The sequence below is a fragment of the Pseudomonas sp. YNh genome (assembly GCF_037993085.1).
Lineage (GTDB): Bacteria > Pseudomonadota > Gammaproteobacteria > Pseudomonadales > Pseudomonadaceae > Aquipseudomonas > Aquipseudomonas putida.
This window is the reverse complement of the sequence record NZ_JBBMRJ010000028.1, coordinates 45,618-62,885: the sequence shown is the minus strand read 5'-3', so window position 1 is coordinate 62,885 and position 17,268 is coordinate 45,618. Positions and strand designations below refer to the sequence as shown.

The window sequence follows — 17,268 nt, the reverse complement described above, 5'->3', positions numbered from 1 at the left end:
GGGCTGCGCAGCAGCCCCAATGGCCTCATCAGCCTACATCGCGCGCCCAAGCTTTTGCGCCTGGCCCTGCAACACGCGCATCAGGTGCATCGCCGCATGCGATGGCGGCTCGAAGCGCGAATAGACAAAGCTGATGTCGAAGTGAATTTCGTCCGCCAGCGGCACCACCGCCAGGCCGCTGTCCTGCGCCACGAATTCGTCGATCACGCTGATGCCCATGCCTTGCTTGACCAGCGCCACAGCCTCGTTGGCATTGGTGAACGACAACAGTGACGGCAATTGCGCGCCGTGGCGCTCGATGTGCTCGGCAAGCAGCTTGCCAAACGGCATGTCGGGCCTGAACAGCAGCAGCGGATGGCCTTCCAGTTGTTGCAAGGTCAGCGAGGTATGCCCGGCCAACGCGTGCTCGGTTGGCATCACCACCACCATGCGCCCGCGCATGAAGGGCTGCGAATGCAGGTGATCGTGTACCACGGGCAGGGCGGCAATCGACAGGTCGACCTTTTTCGACAGGATCTGGTTGGGCATTTCGCCCATCAGCGAAGTTTGCCACTCGATGTTCAGCGAAGGCGCCTCACGCTTGAGTTGGGCCAGGGCAATCGGGATGACCACCGTCGACAGCGAAGCGCTGCACGAGATTCGCAGCTTGCGGTGGCCGCCTGCACCCAGTGACAGGGCGCATTCGTTGACCTCCAGCGCTGCCTGGTACACCCGCTCGACTTCGCGGAACAGCACCTGCGCCTCGGCCGTGGGCACCAGGCGGTTGTTGATGCGCTCGAACAGGCGGTAGCTCAAACGCCCCTCGATGTACTGGATCAGCTTGCTGACGGCCGGCTGCGACACGTACAGCAGCTTGGCCGCCGCGCTGATCGAGCCGGTCAGCATCACCGCACGGAACACTTCCATGTGCCGCAGCTTGAACACCATGGGGCTTGCGTCTGCGCCTTCGTTGCCAAGCAGCATATCTATTACCTTCGGTTATGGTCTTTGCCATCTGGGTATGAGCGCCAAACCTGGCCACGCAGTATCGTTAACCCAGCCAAATTGCCCTTGCGGCGCACAATAACAAGATCTGAAGGCAAGCGCAGTGGCGCTGCCGGGAGTGCTGCGTGAACATCTTTGACGAACCGAAGATCGATTGCCATAACCATCTGTTTGACCCCGCCCGTTTCCCTTACCACCCCGACGCACCCTATGCCCCCTCTGGCCAGGAAGTCGCCACCCAGGAACAGTTCACCCGGGTGATGGACACCTATGGCGTGCAACATGCCTTGCTGGTGGGCCCCAACAGCGGCTACCACACCGACAACCGCTGCCTGCTGCATGCCTTGGCCACCGGGCAAGGGCGGTTCAAGGGCGTGGCGGTGGTCGAGGTGGATATCCAGCTCGATGCGCTGGCTGCGCTGCAGGCGCAAGGGGTGGTCGGTGTCGCCTTCAATCCCGCGCTGTACGGGGTAGCCAGCCTCAAGGACGTTGACGGCCTGTTGGGCAAGCTTGCCGAGCTCGACCTGTTCGCCCAGGTGCAGGTGTGCGAAGACCAACTGCTTGAACTGCGGAGCCTGCTTCAGGGCTCGCGTGCACATTTGCTGATCGATCATTGCGGGCGGCCGGACGTGGCGGCTGGCGTGCAGCAGCCGGGCTTCCAGGCGCTACTGCAACTGGCTGACAGTGGCCGCGCCAGCGTCAAGCTGTCTGGCATGCAGAAGTTCGCGGCGGCCGATGCGTTGCTGGAGCAAAGCCGTGCCTACGTGCACGCCTTGCTCGAAGCCTTCGGTGCGGATGCCTGCGTGTGGGGCTCGGATTGGCCGTTCATTCGTCAGCGCTCGCGGGTGGACTACGGCCCGTTGCTGAAACTGGCCGAGCGCCTGATGCCGGATGCCCGGCTGCGCCAGGCAGTGATGTGGGACACCCCACGACGTCTGTTCGGGTTCGCCTAGAACCCCGTTTTGCCATTCCAATAACAAGAGAGCAACCGTCATGAACACTGAACAGAACGCCAGCCTCGGGGTGTTTGACACCCCGGCACGCGCGCAGCAACGCACCCGCACCCGCTTCATGATCCTGGCGCTGATATCGGGCGGCACCATGATCAACTACCTCGACCGCAGTGTGATGGGCATTGCCGCGCCCAGCATCAGTGCCGACCTGGGCCTGAACGCGGCGATGATGGGGGTGATTTTTTCTGCCTTCTCGTGGACCTACGCTGCCGCGCAGATCCCCGGTGGCATCCTCATCGACCGGTTGGGCACCAAGCTCACCTACTGGCTGGCACTGACGTTGTGGTCGCTGTTCACCGGCCTGCAAGGGCTGGCGCAGGGCTTTCTGTCGTTGCTGGGCATGCGCTTTCTGGTGGGCATGACCGAAGCACCGTGTTTCCCTACCAACAGCCGGGTAGTGGCTACCTGGTTCCCGCAGAATGAGCGGGCCAGGGCGACCGGTATCTATACCTTTGCCGAATACACCGGGCTGGCGTTCCTGACGCCGCTGTTGTTCTGGGTGCTGCATGCCTATGGCTGGCGCTTTCTGCTGCTGGCCGTGGGCCTGATGGGCATCCTCTATGGCCTGGTGTGGTGGCGCAAGTACCACGAGCCGCACGAGTCGACCACCGCCAACCAGGCCGAACTCGACTACATCGCCGCCGGTGGCGGGGTGGTCGATGGCGGGCAGAAAGCCACCCAGTTCCGTTGGTCGCAGATCCCGGCGCTGCTCAAGCACCGCAACATGCTGGGCATCTGCCTGGGGCAGTTCGCCTGCAACTCCACCAACGTGTTCTTCCTGACCTGGTTCCCCACTTACCTGGTCACCGAGCGGCATATGCCCTGGCTCAAGGTCGGCTGGGTGGCGGTGCTGCCGTTCATTGCCGCTTCGCTGGGCACGCTGGTCGGCGGCTGGCTGTCCGACGCCTTGCTGCGCCGGGGTTACTCGCTGAACGTGGCGCGCAAGCTACCGGTTATCGCCGGGCTGCTCACCGCTTCGGTGATCGTGCTGGCCAACTATGTGGAGTCCGATGCGCTGGTCATCACCATCCTGTGCATTGCCTATTTCGCCCAGGGCATGTCGGCGCTCGCCTGGATGATCGTCTCCGACATTGCCCCCAAAGGTTTGCTGGGCCTCAGTGGTGGCCTGTTCAACCTGTTTGCCAACGCGGCGGGCATCGTTACCCCCCTTACCATCGGCATCATCGTTTCGATGACTGGCTCGTTCGTCTGGGCCTTGGCGTTCGTGTCGTCGATCACCGTGCTGGGGGCGCTGTGCTACCTGTTCATGGTCAGCGACCTGCGTCGCTTGCCGGAAATTCCTTCTGTCGAAAATGGAGCTAAACAATGAGCCAGTACCTGCAAGGCCAGACCGCAATCGTGACCGGTGGCATGCGTGGCATCGGCCTGGCAATCGCCCAGCGCCTGCATACGGCCGGCGCCCAAGTGGTGATCTGGGACCTCGCTGTCGACGGCTGGAACAGCGTGGAAAACGGCTTTGAGCCGGTGCTGCGCCAAGCGGTCGATGTGTCGTCGCTGGCCTCGGTCGAGGCGGCTTTTGCCGAGACGCTGGCGCGCTTGGGCCAAGTCCAGATCCTGGTCAACAATGCCGGCATCAACGGCCCGGTGGTGGCGTCGTGGGAGTACCCGCCAGAGGCCTGGGACAAAGTCATCGCCATCGACCTGAACGGTGTGTTCTATTGCTGCCGCACCGCCATCCCGCACATGCGTGAACGTGGCTACGGGCGCATCGTCAATATCGCCTCCATGGCCGGCAAGGATGGGGTGCAGTACATCTCGGCATATTCGGCCGCCAAGGCCGGGGTCATCGCCTTCACCAAGGCGGCGGCCAAGGAGCTGGCGCAGGACGGTGTGTTGCTCAACTGCGTGGCACCGGCCATGGTCGAGACGCCGCTGATGGCCGAGATGACAGCGGAACACATTGCCGCGAGCAAGGCCAAGATCCCCATGGGGCGCTTCCTCAAGGCCGAGGAGATCGCCAATATGGTCAGCTGGATTGCCGGGCCCGAGTGCAGCTTTACCACCGGCTTTGTCTTCGACCTCAGTGGTGGGAGGGCGACCTATTGACTGGCCTGGGCGTGGCACACCTGACGGCGCTGCAACTGGCGCCGGCGAGGCTGGTACGCGAGGCGCGCCACGCCGGGTTCAGTGCGGTGGGGCTGCGCCTGCACCCGGTGATGGCGGGTGCACTGGCCTACCCGGTTGCGGCCGGTAGCCAGGCAATGCGGGAGCTGCGGGCTGTGCTGGCTGGGGAAGGCGTGCGGGTGACGGACATCGAGTTCGTGTCGCTGACGGCGCAAACCCGGGTGGCTGACTACCAGCCGCTGCTGGCGGCAGGTGCCGAGTTGGGCGCGGTGAGCCTGACAGTGTCCGGCGACGATGAGGATGTTGCACGGCTGACCAGCAACTTTGCAGCGCTGTGTGAGTTGGCGCGTGGCCATGGCCTGCGTGTGGACCTGGAGTTCATGCGCTGGCGGCCGGTGGCGACTTTGCAACAGGCTTGCGCGGTGGTGACGGGGGCGGGGCAGGCCAACAGTGGCGTGCTGGTCGATGCCTTGCACCTGTTCCGCTCCGGTGGCCAGGTGGCCGACATCGGCGCAGTCGACCCGCATTTGCTGCGCGCGGTGCAACTGTGTGATGCACCGATGCTGGCGCCTGCAGAGGCGCTGATCATCCCGGAAGCGCGCGAGGGCCGCTTGCTGCCGGGCGAAGGGCAGCTGCCGCTGGCAACGTTGCTGGCGGCGTTGCCGGGGGACGTGGAGATCAGTGTGGAGGTGCCGTGCGCCGGCTTGCCCGCCGAGCAGCGGCTGCAAGCGGCGGCACAGGTAACCCACGGCTGGCTGCACGGCAGGCGACCTGTGTCACCCGCTGTGCAGGTTGCCGGTCACTGCTGATCCGGTACCACGGCGATCACGTCGATCTCCATCAGCCACTCGGCCTGGGCCAACCCGGCGACAACCAGCCCGGTGGAGATCGGGAACACGCCCTTCAGCCACTTGCCCACTTCCTTGTACACCGGCTCGCGGAAGCGTGGGTCGGTGATGTAGGTGGTGGTCTTGACGATGTGCGACAGGTCCGAGCCCGCTTCTTCAAGCAGTTGCTTGACGTTCTTCATCGCCTGTTCGGTCTGCGCCTGGGGGTTACCCAGGCCCACCAGCTTGCCTTCGAAGTCGGTACCGACCTGGCCGCGCACATAGATGGTGTTACCGGCCCGCACGGCCTGGCACAGGTCGTTGTCCAGGGTCTGGTTGGGGTAGGTTTCCTTGGTGTTGAACATGCGGATGCGAGTATGGGTAGGCATCAGTGGGCTCCGAGGGTGCTGACGTTGCTGATCGTGTTGGTTTGCTGCTCATCCGCCTCGCGCTGTTCGCGGTCGCGGTAGGCCAGGTAGGTGCGTTGCGTGGCGATGTGGCCGGCGACGTGCTTGGCGTCGTGCCACACGCCCCAGATGAACGACGAACCCCGGCGCGACAACCACGGCAGGCCAAGGAAGTACACGCCAGGTTCGCGGGCAACGCCGCGCTGGTGCTGGGGCTTGCCGTTGGCATCGAAGGTGTCCACCTGCAGCCAGCTGAAGTCCACTCCATAACCGGTGGCCCAGATGATGCTGGTAACGCCGGCCTTGGCCAGGTCCAGTTCGCGCAGCGGGTTGCTCATGCAGGCCGGGTCGGCCAGGCGAGTGCGGGCTTCGGGTTCTTCCGGCAGGTCCAGGCCGTTGCTTTCGATGTAGGCATCGGCGGCATCCAGCAGGGCCAGGTAGTTTTCATCGCCGCGGTTGATGTTCTCGACCAGGTTGTCCTGGAAACGCGCCACGCCGTTCTCGAACGACTGGGTAAGGCCGACCAGGGTCATGCCTTGATGGGCGAGGGCACGGAAGTCCACGGTGTGGCCGCCACGGGCGCCGCTGACGGCGATGGTGACGTGCTCGCGACCGGGCTTGGCGATTTCTGCGTCCCATTCACCCAGCACACCCAGCCACCAGCAGAAATCGCGGTTGCGGTAGGCCCGTGGCGGGCGGTCGTGGGCACCGACCGACAGGTACACCTGGCGGCCTGCGCGCATCAGTTCTTCGGCAATCTGCACGCCGGAGGAGCCTGCGCCCACCACCAGCACTGCGCCCTCAGGCAACTGCCCGGGGTTGAAGTAGGCGGCGGAGTGGATCTGGTGCAGGTTGCTGTCTTTCGGTGCGATGGCCGGGATCACCGGCTTCTGGAACGGGCCGGTGGCAGCGACCACACGGTTGGCGCGGATCACCCCTTCATTGGTTTCGATGGTGAAGCCAGGGCGGTCGCTGTTGCGCACCACGCGCTTCACTTCGATGCCGGTGCGCACTGGCAGGTTGTACTTGCGTACGTACTGCTCGAAGTAGTCGGCCACTTGGTCCTTGCCCGCGAAGGCGTCGGCGTCGAGGTTGAATTCCAGGCCTGGGAAGCGGTCGTGCCAGACCGGGCCGTTGGCCACCAGCGAGTCCCAGCGGCCGGTGCGCCAGGCCTCGGCGATGCGGTTGCGCTCCAGCACCAGGTGCGGCACGCCAAGCTTGTTCAGGTGTTCGCTCATGGCCACGCCGGCCTGGCCGGCGCCGACGACGAGCGTGTCGATTTCGAGGTTGTTCAGTGTCATGTCCGAGCCCTTGTTCAGGCGGTTTTTGTAAGGTCGGTTTGGAGGACCGCCGTTGCCTGGAGCCAGACTAGGGATGCTGCACAAATGGCGAAAATAGTATTTAGCTGGTGCTTGCCGATAAAACGGCGAAGGCCTTGAATTGCATGGCTTGTAGGTGTGTTGATCCCGTGTATGTCGTGGCTTTATTGGGGGGCGGCGCGCGATCTCTGCCACAGCAAAGTTTTTTCCTGCCTAACCCCTCGGAAAATGTTGGTTTCGTGGGCTAGAAGGTTGCGCCCAGAATGCCCTGCATCGCACAGGACAACAGGAGCATTACCATGACCTTCTCCATCATTGGCCGCTGCCAGGAAACCGGCCAGGTCGGCATCGCCATCAGTTCGTCGAGCATCGCCGTGGGGGCCCGCTGCCCTTGGGTACGTGCGGGTGTTGGCGCTGTTTCCACCCAGAACATCACCTTGCCGGCACTGGGCCCGCAGATTCTCGATGCCCTGGAGCAGGGCCAGTTGCCGCCTGCGGCTGCGCTGGACCGGGTACTGAGCGCCAATGGCTGGAGCGAGTACCGGCAGGTCACAGTGATCGACAGCCAAGGCCAGGTGGCACTGTTCACCGGTCGTGAGGCATTGGGCACGCACAATGCCGTGGCCGGTGAGCAATGCGCGGCGGCGGGTAACCTGTTGTCCTCGACCCAGGTGATCGAAGCGATGGTCCTGGCCTTTGAAGAGGCCGGCGGGCACCTGGCCGACCGCTTGCTGGCTGCCATGCATGCGGCGATGGCCGCAGGTGGCGAGGCCGGGCCGGTGCACTCGGCAGCGTTGAAGATCGCTGGCGAGCTGACCTGGCCATTGGTGGACCTGCGCGTGGACTGGGCCGATACCGACCCGATCGGTGTGCTCGATGGCCTGTGGCAGGCGTACCGCCCGCAGATGCAGGATTACGTTACCCGCGCCCTGAACCCGACGGCCGCCCCCAGCTACGGGGTGCCGGGCGATGAGTGATTTTGCCAGCCGCGCGCTGCTGGCCCGGCTGGTCGGCTTTGCAACGGTCAGCCGGGACTCCAACCTTGAGCTGATCGGCTTTATCCGTGATTACCTGGCAGAGCAGGGGGTGGAAAGTGAACTGTTCCATAACCCCGAAGGCACCAAAGCCAACCTGTTTGCCACCATCGGCCCCCAAGGCGTTGGCGGCGTGGTGCTGTCGGGGCACACAGATGTGGTGCCGGTGGACGGCCAGGCCTGGACCGTCGAGCCGTTTGCCCTGAGCGAACGTGACGGGCGCCTGTATGGCCGCGGCACGGCCGACATGAAAGGCTTTATCGCGTCGGTGCTGGCCGCGGTGCCCGCGTTCCTTGCCCAGCCGTTGCACCTGCCGGTGCACCTGGCATTTTCCTACGACGAGGAAGTGGGTTGCCTGGGTGTGCGGTCGATGCTGGCCGCGCTCGAACAGCGCCCGCGCAAGCCACGCCTGTGCCTGATTGGCGAACCCACCGAGCTGAAGCCGGTGCTGGGGCACAAAGGCAAGCTGGCGATGCGCTGCCAGGTGCAGGGTGCGGCCTGCCATTCGGCGTATGCGCCGTATGGGGTGAATGCCATCGAGTATGCGGCGAAGCTGATCGGCAAGTTGGGTGACATCGGTGACGCGCTGGCATTGCCGGTGCATCACGACGTGCGCTTCGACCCACCGTTCTCCACGGTGCAGACCGGGGTGATCAAAGGGGGCAGGGCACTGAATATCGTGCCGGCAGAGTGTGAGTTCGATTTCGAAGTGCGCGCGCTGCCAGGTTTCGAGGCACAGGCAGTGGCCGACCAGTTGCAGACTTATGCAGAGGCCGAGCTGCTGCCGCGTATGCGCAAGGTCAATGCGGCCAGTGAGATTCGCCTACAACCGTTGAGCGCCTACCCAGGGCTGGCGACATCGGCAGACAGCGAGGCTGCGCGGCTGGTGGCGTTGCTCAGTGGCACGGATGAATTCGGCACGGTGGCGTTTGGTACCGAAGGCGGCTTGTTCGACCAGGCAGGGATCCCGACCGTGGTGTGCGGGCCTGGCAGCATGGACCAGGGGCACAAGCCGGATGAATTCGTCAGTGTCGAGCAGTTACGGGGGTGTGATGCCATGCTGCTGAGGTTGGTGGATTACCTGCGGCAGGCTCCCGTCTGACAGGGTAAAGAACGTATGCAGGAGCGACCTTGTGTCGCTCCTGCAGGGATCGGTGTCTGCTTCAGGTTAGAAGCTGGCTTTGACCTGCAGGCCAACCACCAACGCGTTGTCGATCTTCTTCCCCGAGAACGCCCCCGGCTCGATGATGTACTGCACATCCGGGCGCAGGTTCAACCATGGCGTCGCCTGGTAGCCATAGCTCAGTTCGATCAACTGCTCGGCGCTGTCGATGTCGGGGAACTGCTGGCCAGCGTTGAAGGCGGCGTCTTCCAGCACATCGCGGCTACGCGGGTTAGGCACGGCACGGCCGTAACCCAGCGCCACCGTATCTTTCGGGCGGCCTTCGAACGGCTTGTACAGCACCACGCCGGCGACATACCACTTGGTGAACGGCGAGGCGGCCTTGCTGGATGCCGAGTACTGGCCGAAGGCATGCAGGCTGCGGCCTGGCGAGCTTTGGTCGTTCCACACGGCCTGGTCGATCAGCAGGTAGTGGCCGCCACGGCCGGATACTTCGTCATCGCTGCCGATGCGTTTCACGTCGGAGCTGTCGTAGTAGTAGCCCAGCTTGTACTCGCCGGGCAGTTCACCCTGCAGCTTGTACACCAGCTCCACCGGTACCACGGTGCCGGTGGTGTGCTTGGGGCCCAGGTGCCAGGCGCGGCTGGAGTTGCCATTGCTCTCGGGGTCGACGTTGAACGCCGCCACGCGCAATTGCCAGGCAGGCGACAGGTCGTACTTCACCCGCACGCCCAGGTGAGCGTTGGGGTAGTTGGTCCAGCCGCTGCCACCGGACATGTTCAGCGGGTGGCCGCAGAAGCCGGCGTTCATGAAGTTGCACAGGATGCCGCTGTCCAGGCCGCCCAGGTCGTTACCCATGGCCATGTAGCCCAGCTTGACGTTGAGCGCCGGGGTGAACAGGGTGCGCTCGTAGCTCAGCTCGGTCAGGCGGGTGTACAGGCCACCGAAGTTTTCCTGGATCGGCAGGCGGTTGCCTACCAAGTCTTCCGAGGCACTGTTACCACGGCGGTCGTTGATGGTCAGCTGGACCTTGCCGCCGTTGTCCAGGTCGTACAGTTTCGACAGGTCGAACTGCACGCCCAGCTTCAGGTTCTGCGAATAGCGCGCCGAGCGGTGCAGGCCGCCGTGGGCGTTGTAGGCGGTTTCGCCGCTGTAGTCGCCGGTGAACTTCACGCCGTCGTCTTCAAGCTGGTGACGCAGGCCGCCCCAGTCACCGGTGAGGGTGCTGCGGGTCATCAGGTCGCCGTCGGCCAGGGCAGTGGTGCTGGCCAGGGCCAGCAGCAGGGTAGGGGTAATGCGAATTGCGGATGGCATTGCTGTGTCTCGGGTTGTTATTCAGGGCCATTCACGGATGAACCCGCGCCCGCATGGCCAGTGCTGACCTTGTGGGAGCGGGTTCACCCGCGAAGGGGGCGACGCGCTCTTACGGCAAGGCGTAAGAAATCACGTAGTCGCCGCGGTCAGTCGACTGGCGGGCGCCGCCAGCAGTGACGACCACGTACTGCTTGCCGGTCTTCGGCGAAACATAGGTCATCGGGCCGCCCTGGCTGCCCACTGGCAGGCGAGCCTTCCAGATTTCGTTACCGTTGCTGCTGTCGTAGGCGCGCAGGTAGAAGTCCTGGGTGCCTGCGATGAACACCAGGCCGCCTTGGGTCGACAGGGTGCCGCCCAGGGTTGGCAGGCCGATCTTGATCGGCAGGTGCATGCGGATACCGAGCGGGCCGGTGTCTTCAACGGTGCCCACCGGTACTTGCCAGGCCACCTGGCGGGTCTTCATGTCGATGGCGGTCAGGGTGCCGAACGGTGGTGCCTGGCACGGGATGCCGGCTACCGACAGGAAGCGGTTCTTGTTCACCGCATACGGCGTGCCCTTGAGCGGTACTGCGCCCATGCCGGTGTTCAGCGCTTCGCCGCCGGAAGATGCACCACCTTTGTTCTGCGACGGAATCATCTGGATCCACAGGCCCAGGCGCATGTCGTTGACGAAGATGAAACCATGAACCGGGTCGGTGGAAATGCTGCCCCAGTTCATGCCGCCCAGCGAACCCGGGAAGCTCAGCGACAGGTCGGTGCCCGGCGCGGTGTACAGGCCGTCGTAGCGCATTTTCTTGAAGTCGATGCGGCACAGCAGCTGGTCATACGGGGTGGCGCCCCACATGTCCGACTCGGTCAGGGTTTGCGCGCCGATTTGCGGCATGCCCACCGACTTCGGCTGGGTTGGGGAGTACGGCTCGTTCGGGATGTTGCTTGGCTTGACCGGTACTTCGTCGACCTGGGTCAGCGGCTTGCCGGTGGCGCGGTCGAGCACGTAGATCTGCCCGGCCTTGGTGCCGATCACCACCGCAGGAACCGACTGGCCGTCGTCCTTGGTAAAGTCGATCAGGCTCGGCTGCATCGGCAGGTCGAAGTCCCACAGGTCGTTGTGCACGGTCTGGAACACCCACTTCTGGTTGCCGGTGGTGGCGTCCAGGGCCAGCACCGAAGCGCCGTAGGTGTGGTCCAGCTTGCTGCGCTCTACACCGTAGATGTCGGTGGACGACGAACCCATCGGCAGGAACACGGTGTTCATTGCCGGGTCGTAGGACATCGGTGCCCAGCTGTTCGGGGTGCTGCGCACGTAGGTGCTGTCGCCCTGCGGTGCCTGGCGGTCTTCCGGGTTGCCCGGGTCGAAGGCCCAGCGCATTTCACCGGTGACCACGTCGAAACCACGGATCACGCCGCCTGGCATGTCGGTCTGGACGTTGTCGGCGACACGGCCGCCGACCACCACGGTGGTACCGGCCATCAGTGGTGCGGAGGAGAGCTGGTAATAGGAGTCCGGCACATTGCCCAGGCCGGTCATCAGGTTGACCTGGCCGTTGTTGCCGAAGCCCTGGCAGAACTCGCCGTTGTCGGCGTCGACGGCAATCAGGCGGCCATCGATGGTGTTGGTCAGCAGACGACGCTGGCAGTTGGCACCGGCCGGCACGCTACCGCCGGCGACCGGCGAGCTGTTCGGCTGGGTCGGCTGGGCGATGGCTGCAGTGGCGTCGAAATAGGCCATGCCACGGCAACGCTGCCAGACCTTGGACTGGGCGTTGATTTCGTTTTTCCACAGCTCTTTGCCGGTATCGGCATCGAGGGCGATCAGGTTGTTGTGCGGGGTGCAGATGAACACCTTGTTGCCGATCTGCAACGGGGTCAGCTGGTCCTCGGCACCATTGCCGTCGCTGATGGCCACGTCACCGGTGTGATAGGTCCAGGCGACTTTCAGCTTGTTGACGTTGTCGCGGTTGATCTGGTCCAGCGCGGCGAAGCGGCTGCCACCTTCGGTGTTGCCGTAGTGGGCCCAGTCCTTCTGCTCTTTGCCAGCCTCGACCGGGGTCATGCCCGGGCCTTTGCCGGTAGGGGCGACGCTTGGGTGGGCGACGAACATGTTGCCGGCGGCGATCACCAGTGCAATGGCCATCACCCCGGCAACACCGTAGGCACCACGGCCGGCACTGGCGCCGTTGGCGCGGGCCAGCAGCGGGTAGACCAGCGCCACGACCATGCCGATCGCAGCAAACATGAACAGGCGCGAGAACAGTGGCCAGAACACCAGGCCGGTGTCGATCAGCGCCCAGATCGCGGTACCGATCAGGAACGCTGCGTACAGCCATGCGCCGGCCTTCTTGCGGCGGGCGATGAGGACACCGGCGATGGCCATGGCCAGGCCGCCGATCAGGAAGTACAAGGAACCGCCCAGGCCGGCCAGCTTGATGCCGCCAGCAGCCAGGAGGAGGCCGAGCAGGGCGATGATCACGCCCAGGCCGATCAGGATGATGTTTGTGGCGCCAGAAGCGCGCGGTGTTTCGTTCATGCCAGGGATCTCAGCAGGTGGAATGCGCGCAGTCTAAGCCCTTAGCTTGCTAATTAACAAGTTGGTACATAATTTTATGAGGCTGATTGTCGCAGGGCTGATCGTGCGATGGTGTGGCTAAAAGTGTAGATCAGGCGTTTAAAAATGCATTAAATGGGGTGTTCATGCGCGTTGTGTAATATGCATTCATACTTTGGTCGGGTAAAAAATGGCCAGGTATCACGCTGGCCACGGGGTGGAGCTGGTGTAGAACACTGCCAGCCAGATGGTGGCTGTGCCGGGGGCGGTCCACTCCACGCGGTGGCGGGAGTGGGGCGGGATGTCCAGGCAATCGCCCGGCGCCAGCAAGCGGGTGTGGTGCTCGTGCTCGAAACGCAGGCCCGCAGCACCGCTGAGCAGCACGATCCACTCGCCTTCGGCCTGGTCGTACCAGAAACCGGGCGGGCTGGCCTGGCCGCTGGAGACAATACGTTCCACACGCACGCCAGGGCGGCTGAGCAGCTCGTCGACACGTTCGGCACTGGTGGGGTCGCAGGGAGGCAGGGCAGTCAGCAGGTTATTCGGTGTCATGGAAAGCCTCGCTTTGAAGGTGTGTTGCCACTATGGACGCAAATACCCTGCAGCGCGCTTCTTGACCCGCCCGGCTGTTTGTAAGACCTTTCCGAGATTTGGATGACGGGCAGCAAATGGACAAACTCCAGGCGATGAAGATGTTCGTGGCCACTGTCGATGCTCAGGGCTTTTCTGCCGCTGCGCGCAGGCTTGGGCTGGCCACTTCGTCGGTAACGCGCCTGGTTGATGCGCTGGAAACGGCGCTGGGCACCACGTTGCTCAACCGCTCGACTCGCCAGGTCAGCCTGACCGAAGCCGGCGCCCGTTACTATGAGCGTGCGCGGGGCATTTTCGAGGCGCTGGATGAGGCCGATGCCAGTGTTGCCGACCGTGGCGAGGAGCCTGTCGGCGTGTTGCGCCTGTGCCTGCCGGTGGAGTTCGGCAGGCGGGTCATCGCCCCGCATCTGGGGCCGCTTCTGGCACGGCACCCGGCGCTGGAGCTGGACATCGACCTCAGCGACCGCCTGGATGACCTGCTGGACGGGCGCTATGACCTGTCGATTCGCCTGGGCGACCCGTCGGCCAATGACGAATTGGTGTGTCGCCAGCTCGGCTGCTTCGAGCGTTGGCTGGTGGCCAGCCCGGCTTACCTGGCCGGGCGAGATACGTTGCAGCACCCCCGGCAGTTGCTGGAGCACGCCTGCCTGCGTTTTCGCTACGGGCAGAAAGCGCGCCCCTGGCGACTGGTGCTTGGCCAGGAAAGCCTGGAGTTGAACGGAAGCGGGCCGCTGCGCAGTGCCAATGCCGACATGTTGCGCGAAGCCGCACTGGCGGGCACTGGCATCGCGCTGCTGGCCGACTGGCTGGTGCGCGAGGATGTGCTGGCCGGGCGCCTGCTGCGGGTGTTCCCAGATTGGCGAGCCAGCCCTGGCATGGCCAATGACAGCATCAACGCCCTGTACCTGCCCAACCACCGTGGTTCGCGGCGGGTGAATGCGTTTATCGATTTTTGCGAAGGTTTGTTAGGCCGGCACGGCTAGCGTTGCGCTGTGCGCAAAGGCGCGTTGCGCCAGGGTTGGATTCCCGGCATTGACGCGCCTGGTTAAGGTAGCCGGCATATTCCACCCCTTGTCGAGGAACCTCGCATGAATCCCTCCCTTGCCGCCGCGCAACCTGCAGCAATCGGCCTGAGCCGGGCACTGGTCGTGCTGCTGGCGTTCTGCTGCGGCGCGATCGTGGCCAACATCTACTACGCCCAGCCCATCGTCGGTTTGATCGCCCCGGACCTGGGGCTGTCCACCGAGCATGCCAGCCTGATCGTTTCACTCACCCAGCTGGGTTATGCCCTGGGCCTGCTGTTGCTGGTGCCGCTGGCTGACCTGCTGGAGAACCGCCGCTTGATGGTCGCAACCGCAGTGCTGGCGTGTGTCAGCCTGCTGCTGGCAGGGACCAGCAGCAGCGGCCAGGGCCAGTTGTTCCTGGGCTATGCGCTATTGATCGGGTTCAGTTCGGTGGCGGTGCAGATGCTCATTCCGCTCGCGGCGCACCTGGCGCCGGAGCAGCAGCGTGGCCGGGTGGTGGGTAACATCATGGGCGGGTTGCTGCTTGGGATCCTGCTGGCGCGGCCGTTGTCCAGCCTGGTGGCCGACCACTTCGGCTGGCGCGCAGTGTTCATTGGCGCTGCCGGGGTGATGCTGGCGATCATCCTGCTACTGGCGCTGACCCTGCCGCAGCGGCGGCCTGAACACAAGGCCAGCTATGCCGGGTTGATGCTGTCGTTGCTCACACTGTTGCGCCGCTATCCGCTGCTGCGCCAGCGCTCGTTGTACCAGGCGCTGATGTTCGCAGCGTTCAGCCTTTACTGGACGGCGGTGCCCATGGCGCTGGCGGGTGAGCACGGCCTGTCGCAAAGCCAGATCGCCGTGTTCGCCCTGGTGGGCGCGGTGGGCGCCGTTGCCGCGCCCTTGGCTGGCCGCCTGGCAGATGCCGGGCATGCACGGGCCGGCTCGCTGCTGGCGCTGCTGCTGGCCCCGGCGGCCTTGTTGCTGGGCTTGACGACGCCGGGCTACAGCGTGATCGGCCTGGGCCTGACCGGCGTGCTGCTGGACTTTGCGGTGCAGATGAACATGGTCATCGGCCAGCGCGAAGTGTATGCACTGGACCCGGCCAGCCGCGGGCGGCTGAACGCGGTGTACATGACCAGCACCTTCCTGGGTGGGGCGCTGGGGTCGGCAGTGGCCAGTGCGCTGTTCAGCCAGTTTGGCTGGCAAGGTGTGGCGCTGGTGGGGGCAGGGTTGCCTGGCCTGGCGTTGATCGCTTTTATGGCCAAAGCTTCCCGATCCTGACCGGTATGCGCTCCTGCAAAGACCGTGCATATCTGTCCAGGTGCTATCGGCCAAGCGGCAGCGCCACGCCAATCAAGGCAAACAGGCTGCCGCAGCAGCGATTGAAACCTTTGCCACCCTTGGCCAGCCACGGCCGGATGCGAAACGCCAGGCGGGCCAGCACATACTCGACCAGAAACTCCACACTGGCAAAGGTCGCCGCCATCACTACGAACTGCAGCATCAGCCCGCGTTGCGGGTCGATGAATTGCGGCAGGAAGGCACCATAGAACAGCAGCACTTTGGGGTTGGCCATGGCCGACAACAAGCCTTGGCGGAACAAACCCGCATTGCCGAGCCGTGCACTGCGCTCGGTCAATTCCAGATGCAGGCCCGGGCTGCGCCACAGCTGGATACCCAGCCAGATCAGGTAAGCGCCGCCTACCCACTTGAGCACGCTCAACACCGAAGCCGAGGTTTGCAGCAACGCGCTGAGGCCAAACATGGTCAGGCCGATAAGCGCGCTGAAGCCAAACACGCCGCCAACAATGGTGAACAACGTACGACGGGCGCCATACAGGGCGCCGTGGGTCAGGGCCAGCAGGCTGTTGGGGCCTGGTGTCAGCGACAGGCCGATGCTGGCCAGCAGGTAGATAAGCCAGGTGTCGAGTGCCATGGTGCAACGCCTTGTTGATTTGAAGGGTGCCAGTCTAGGGCGCGGTGCCCAGTCAGCAAGGGTATGATCTGGACATTGAATAGTCGTTTCTGGACGCAATGCCATGTTGCCTGATATCCGCCTGCTGATCTTGCCGTTACCGGATTTCGCCCTGCTGCCATTCGGCGGCTTTCTCGACAAATTGCGTTTCAGCGCCGACGACGAAGACTACAGCCAGCAGCGGTATTGCAGCTGGATTGTGGCCGGGCTCACGCTCGACCCGGTACCGTCGAGCAGCGGTGCAGTGGTGCAGGTCGAGGCGGTGGCCGGCCAGCTGGAACTGGCCAGTTTCGACTACCTGGTGGTGTTCGGCGGCCGCAATGCCATGGCTACAGCTGCGTTGGCGCCGCGCTACCAAACCTTGCTCAGGCAGGCCGGCAAAGCCGGGGTCAAGCTGGTGGGGGTCGACAATGGCGCATTCCTGTTGGCCGCGTGCGGGTTGTTACGGGGGCACAAGGTGGTCGTGCACTGGCGTCACGAGGCCGAGTTTCGCGCCGCGTTCCCACAGTTGCAGGTGCTGCGCGATCAACTGTATTGCATCGACGCAAACCGTATCACCTGTGCTGGCGGCACGGCGGCCATCGACCTGGCGGTGGCGCTGCTGTCACAAGCCTGTGGGCGGAGCCGGGCGCTCAAAGGGCTCGCCGACATGCTGGTGGACGAAACCCGCGACAGCCGCCATGCCTTGCGTTCGCTGGAACTGGGCGCCGGCCAGGGGCGCCAGGTGCAGCGGGCACAGGCCCTGATGCGTCACCACCTGGGCACCCCGCTGGCGGTCGAGCAACTGGCCGCTGAACTGGGCATCAGCCGGCGCCAGCTGGACCGGCAGTTCCACGCCAGCCACGGCATGAGCGCCAAGGCCTGGTGGCTGGAAATGCGCTTGCAGCAGGCCCGCTGGCGCTTGCTCAACTCAAGCCACAGCCTGGCGCAGATTGCCGATGAGGTGGGGCTGGGCGATGCCAGCTACCTGGGTAAATGTGTGCGGCGGCGGTTTGGTTGTTCAGCCCTTGAGTTGCGGGCAGGCAACCCCCCAACCTGAAGCCG

The 17,268-nt window shown here is 64.3% G+C and carries 16 protein-coding genes; 9 read left to right on the top strand and 7 right to left on the bottom strand.

All coding sequences use genetic code 11. The annotated features are described in order from the left end of the window. Window positions 1-33 precede the first annotated feature (33 nt). Entirely contained in the window at window positions 34-963 is a 930-nt protein-coding gene (locus tag WF331_RS23250) for a LysR family transcriptional regulator (protein ID WP_016499332.1), read from the bottom strand. A gap of 146 nt (window positions 964-1,109) precedes the next feature. Here WF331_RS23250 and WF331_RS23245 point away from each other — a divergent pair, with 146 nt between their 5' ends. The 4 genes from WF331_RS23245 to WF331_RS23230 are packed head-to-tail and all read left to right on the top strand — an operon-like array spanning window position 1,110 to window position 4,891. Beyond that, window positions 1,110-1,937, top strand: a complete 828-nt coding sequence (locus tag WF331_RS23245; RefSeq protein WP_016499333.1) for an amidohydrolase family protein — start codon at window positions 1,110-1,112, stop codon at window positions 1,935-1,937. A gap of 40 nt (window positions 1,938-1,977) precedes the next feature. Then, complete coding sequence (locus WF331_RS23240) at window positions 1,978-3,327, top strand: MFS transporter (RefSeq protein WP_016499334.1); 1,350 nt, start codon at window positions 1,978-1,980, stop codon at window positions 3,325-3,327. After that, window positions 3,324-4,064 (top strand): SDR family NAD(P)-dependent oxidoreductase, encoded by a 741-nt coding sequence (locus tag WF331_RS23235; protein ID WP_016499335.1) that lies wholly within the window; start codon window positions 3,324-3,326, stop codon window positions 4,062-4,064. The genes WF331_RS23240 and WF331_RS23235 overlap by 4 nt, the downstream gene beginning before the upstream one ends. Next, window positions 4,061-4,891 carry a sugar phosphate isomerase/epimerase family protein gene (locus tag WF331_RS23230; protein WP_340623332.1) on the top strand — a complete coding sequence of 277 codons (831 nt, stop codon included), beginning with the start codon at window positions 4,061-4,063 and terminating at the stop codon, window positions 4,889-4,891. The genes WF331_RS23235 and WF331_RS23230 overlap by 4 nt, the downstream gene beginning before the upstream one ends. On the opposite strand, the gene WF331_RS23225 is transcribed toward WF331_RS23230, so the two are convergent. Continuing rightward, window positions 4,882-5,298: a RidA family protein gene (locus WF331_RS23225; RefSeq protein ID WP_016499337.1), complete on the bottom strand. Its 417-nt coding sequence runs from the start codon at window positions 5,296-5,298 to the stop codon at window positions 4,882-4,884. The genes WF331_RS23230 and WF331_RS23225 overlap by 10 nt on opposite strands. Continuing rightward, window positions 5,298-6,617, bottom strand: a complete 1,320-nt coding sequence (locus tag WF331_RS23220) for a flavin-containing monooxygenase (RefSeq protein WP_016499338.1) — start codon at window positions 6,615-6,617, stop codon at window positions 5,298-5,300. The genes WF331_RS23225 and WF331_RS23220 overlap by 1 nt, the downstream gene beginning before the upstream one ends. Before the next feature lie 317 nt (window positions 6,618-6,934). On the opposite strand from WF331_RS23220, the gene WF331_RS23215 reads away from it, so the two are divergent. Together WF331_RS23215 and argE are read left to right on the top strand one after the other, a co-directional pair. Beyond that, window positions 6,935-7,612, top strand: coding sequence for a DUF1028 domain-containing protein (locus WF331_RS23215; RefSeq protein ID WP_016499339.1), 678 nt, complete (start codon window positions 6,935-6,937; stop codon window positions 7,610-7,612). Then, on the top strand, window positions 7,605-8,771 hold the full coding sequence (gene argE, locus WF331_RS23210; protein WP_284360882.1) for an acetylornithine deacetylase: 1,167 nt from the start codon (window positions 7,605-7,607) through the stop codon (window positions 8,769-8,771). Before WF331_RS23215 ends, argE begins: the two co-directional genes overlap by 8 nt. 66 nt (window positions 8,772-8,837) lie before the next feature. Here argE and WF331_RS23205 read toward each other — a convergent pair whose 3' ends face one another. From WF331_RS23205 to WF331_RS23195, 3 genes are all read right to left on the bottom strand, one after another. Beyond that, the gene (locus WF331_RS23205; protein WP_340623331.1) at window positions 8,838-10,106 is read right to left on the bottom strand and encodes a carbohydrate porin; all 1,269 of its coding nucleotides are present in this window, start codon (window positions 10,104-10,106) and stop codon (window positions 8,838-8,840) included. Between the two features lie 109 nt (window positions 10,107-10,215). Next, window positions 10,216-12,633 (bottom strand): glucose/quinate/shikimate family membrane-bound PQQ-dependent dehydrogenase, encoded by a 2,418-nt coding sequence (locus tag WF331_RS23200; protein WP_016499342.1) that lies wholly within the window; start codon window positions 12,631-12,633, stop codon window positions 10,216-10,218. Window positions 12,634-12,852: 219 nt separating this feature from the next. After that, window positions 12,853-13,203: a hypothetical protein gene (locus WF331_RS23195; RefSeq protein WP_016499343.1), complete on the bottom strand. Its 351-nt coding sequence runs from the start codon at window positions 13,201-13,203 to the stop codon at window positions 12,853-12,855. A gap of 116 nt (window positions 13,204-13,319) precedes the next feature. Between WF331_RS23195 and WF331_RS23190 the strand changes: the two genes are divergently transcribed. Together WF331_RS23190 and WF331_RS23185 are read left to right on the top strand one after the other, a co-directional pair. Next, a complete protein-coding gene (locus WF331_RS23190; protein WP_340623330.1) occupies window positions 13,320-14,225 on the top strand; it encodes a LysR family transcriptional regulator in 906 nt (301 codons plus the stop codon). Between the two features lie 105 nt (window positions 14,226-14,330). Next, entirely contained in the window at window positions 14,331-15,530 is a 1,200-nt protein-coding gene (locus WF331_RS23185) for an MFS transporter (RefSeq protein ID WP_340623329.1), read from the top strand. Window positions 15,531-15,573: 43 nt separating this feature from the next. Here the strand turns inward: WF331_RS23185 and WF331_RS23180 are convergent, their stop codons facing one another. Continuing rightward, window positions 15,574-16,185, bottom strand: coding sequence for a LysE family translocator (locus tag WF331_RS23180; protein ID WP_284360892.1), 612 nt, complete (start codon window positions 16,183-16,185; stop codon window positions 15,574-15,576). A gap of 103 nt (window positions 16,186-16,288) precedes the next feature. On the opposite strand from WF331_RS23180, the gene WF331_RS23175 reads away from it, so the two are divergent. Then, window positions 16,289-17,263, top strand: coding sequence for a GlxA family transcriptional regulator (locus tag WF331_RS23175; protein ID WP_049272821.1), 975 nt, complete (start codon window positions 16,289-16,291; stop codon window positions 17,261-17,263). Window positions 17,264-17,268 lie beyond the last annotated feature (5 nt).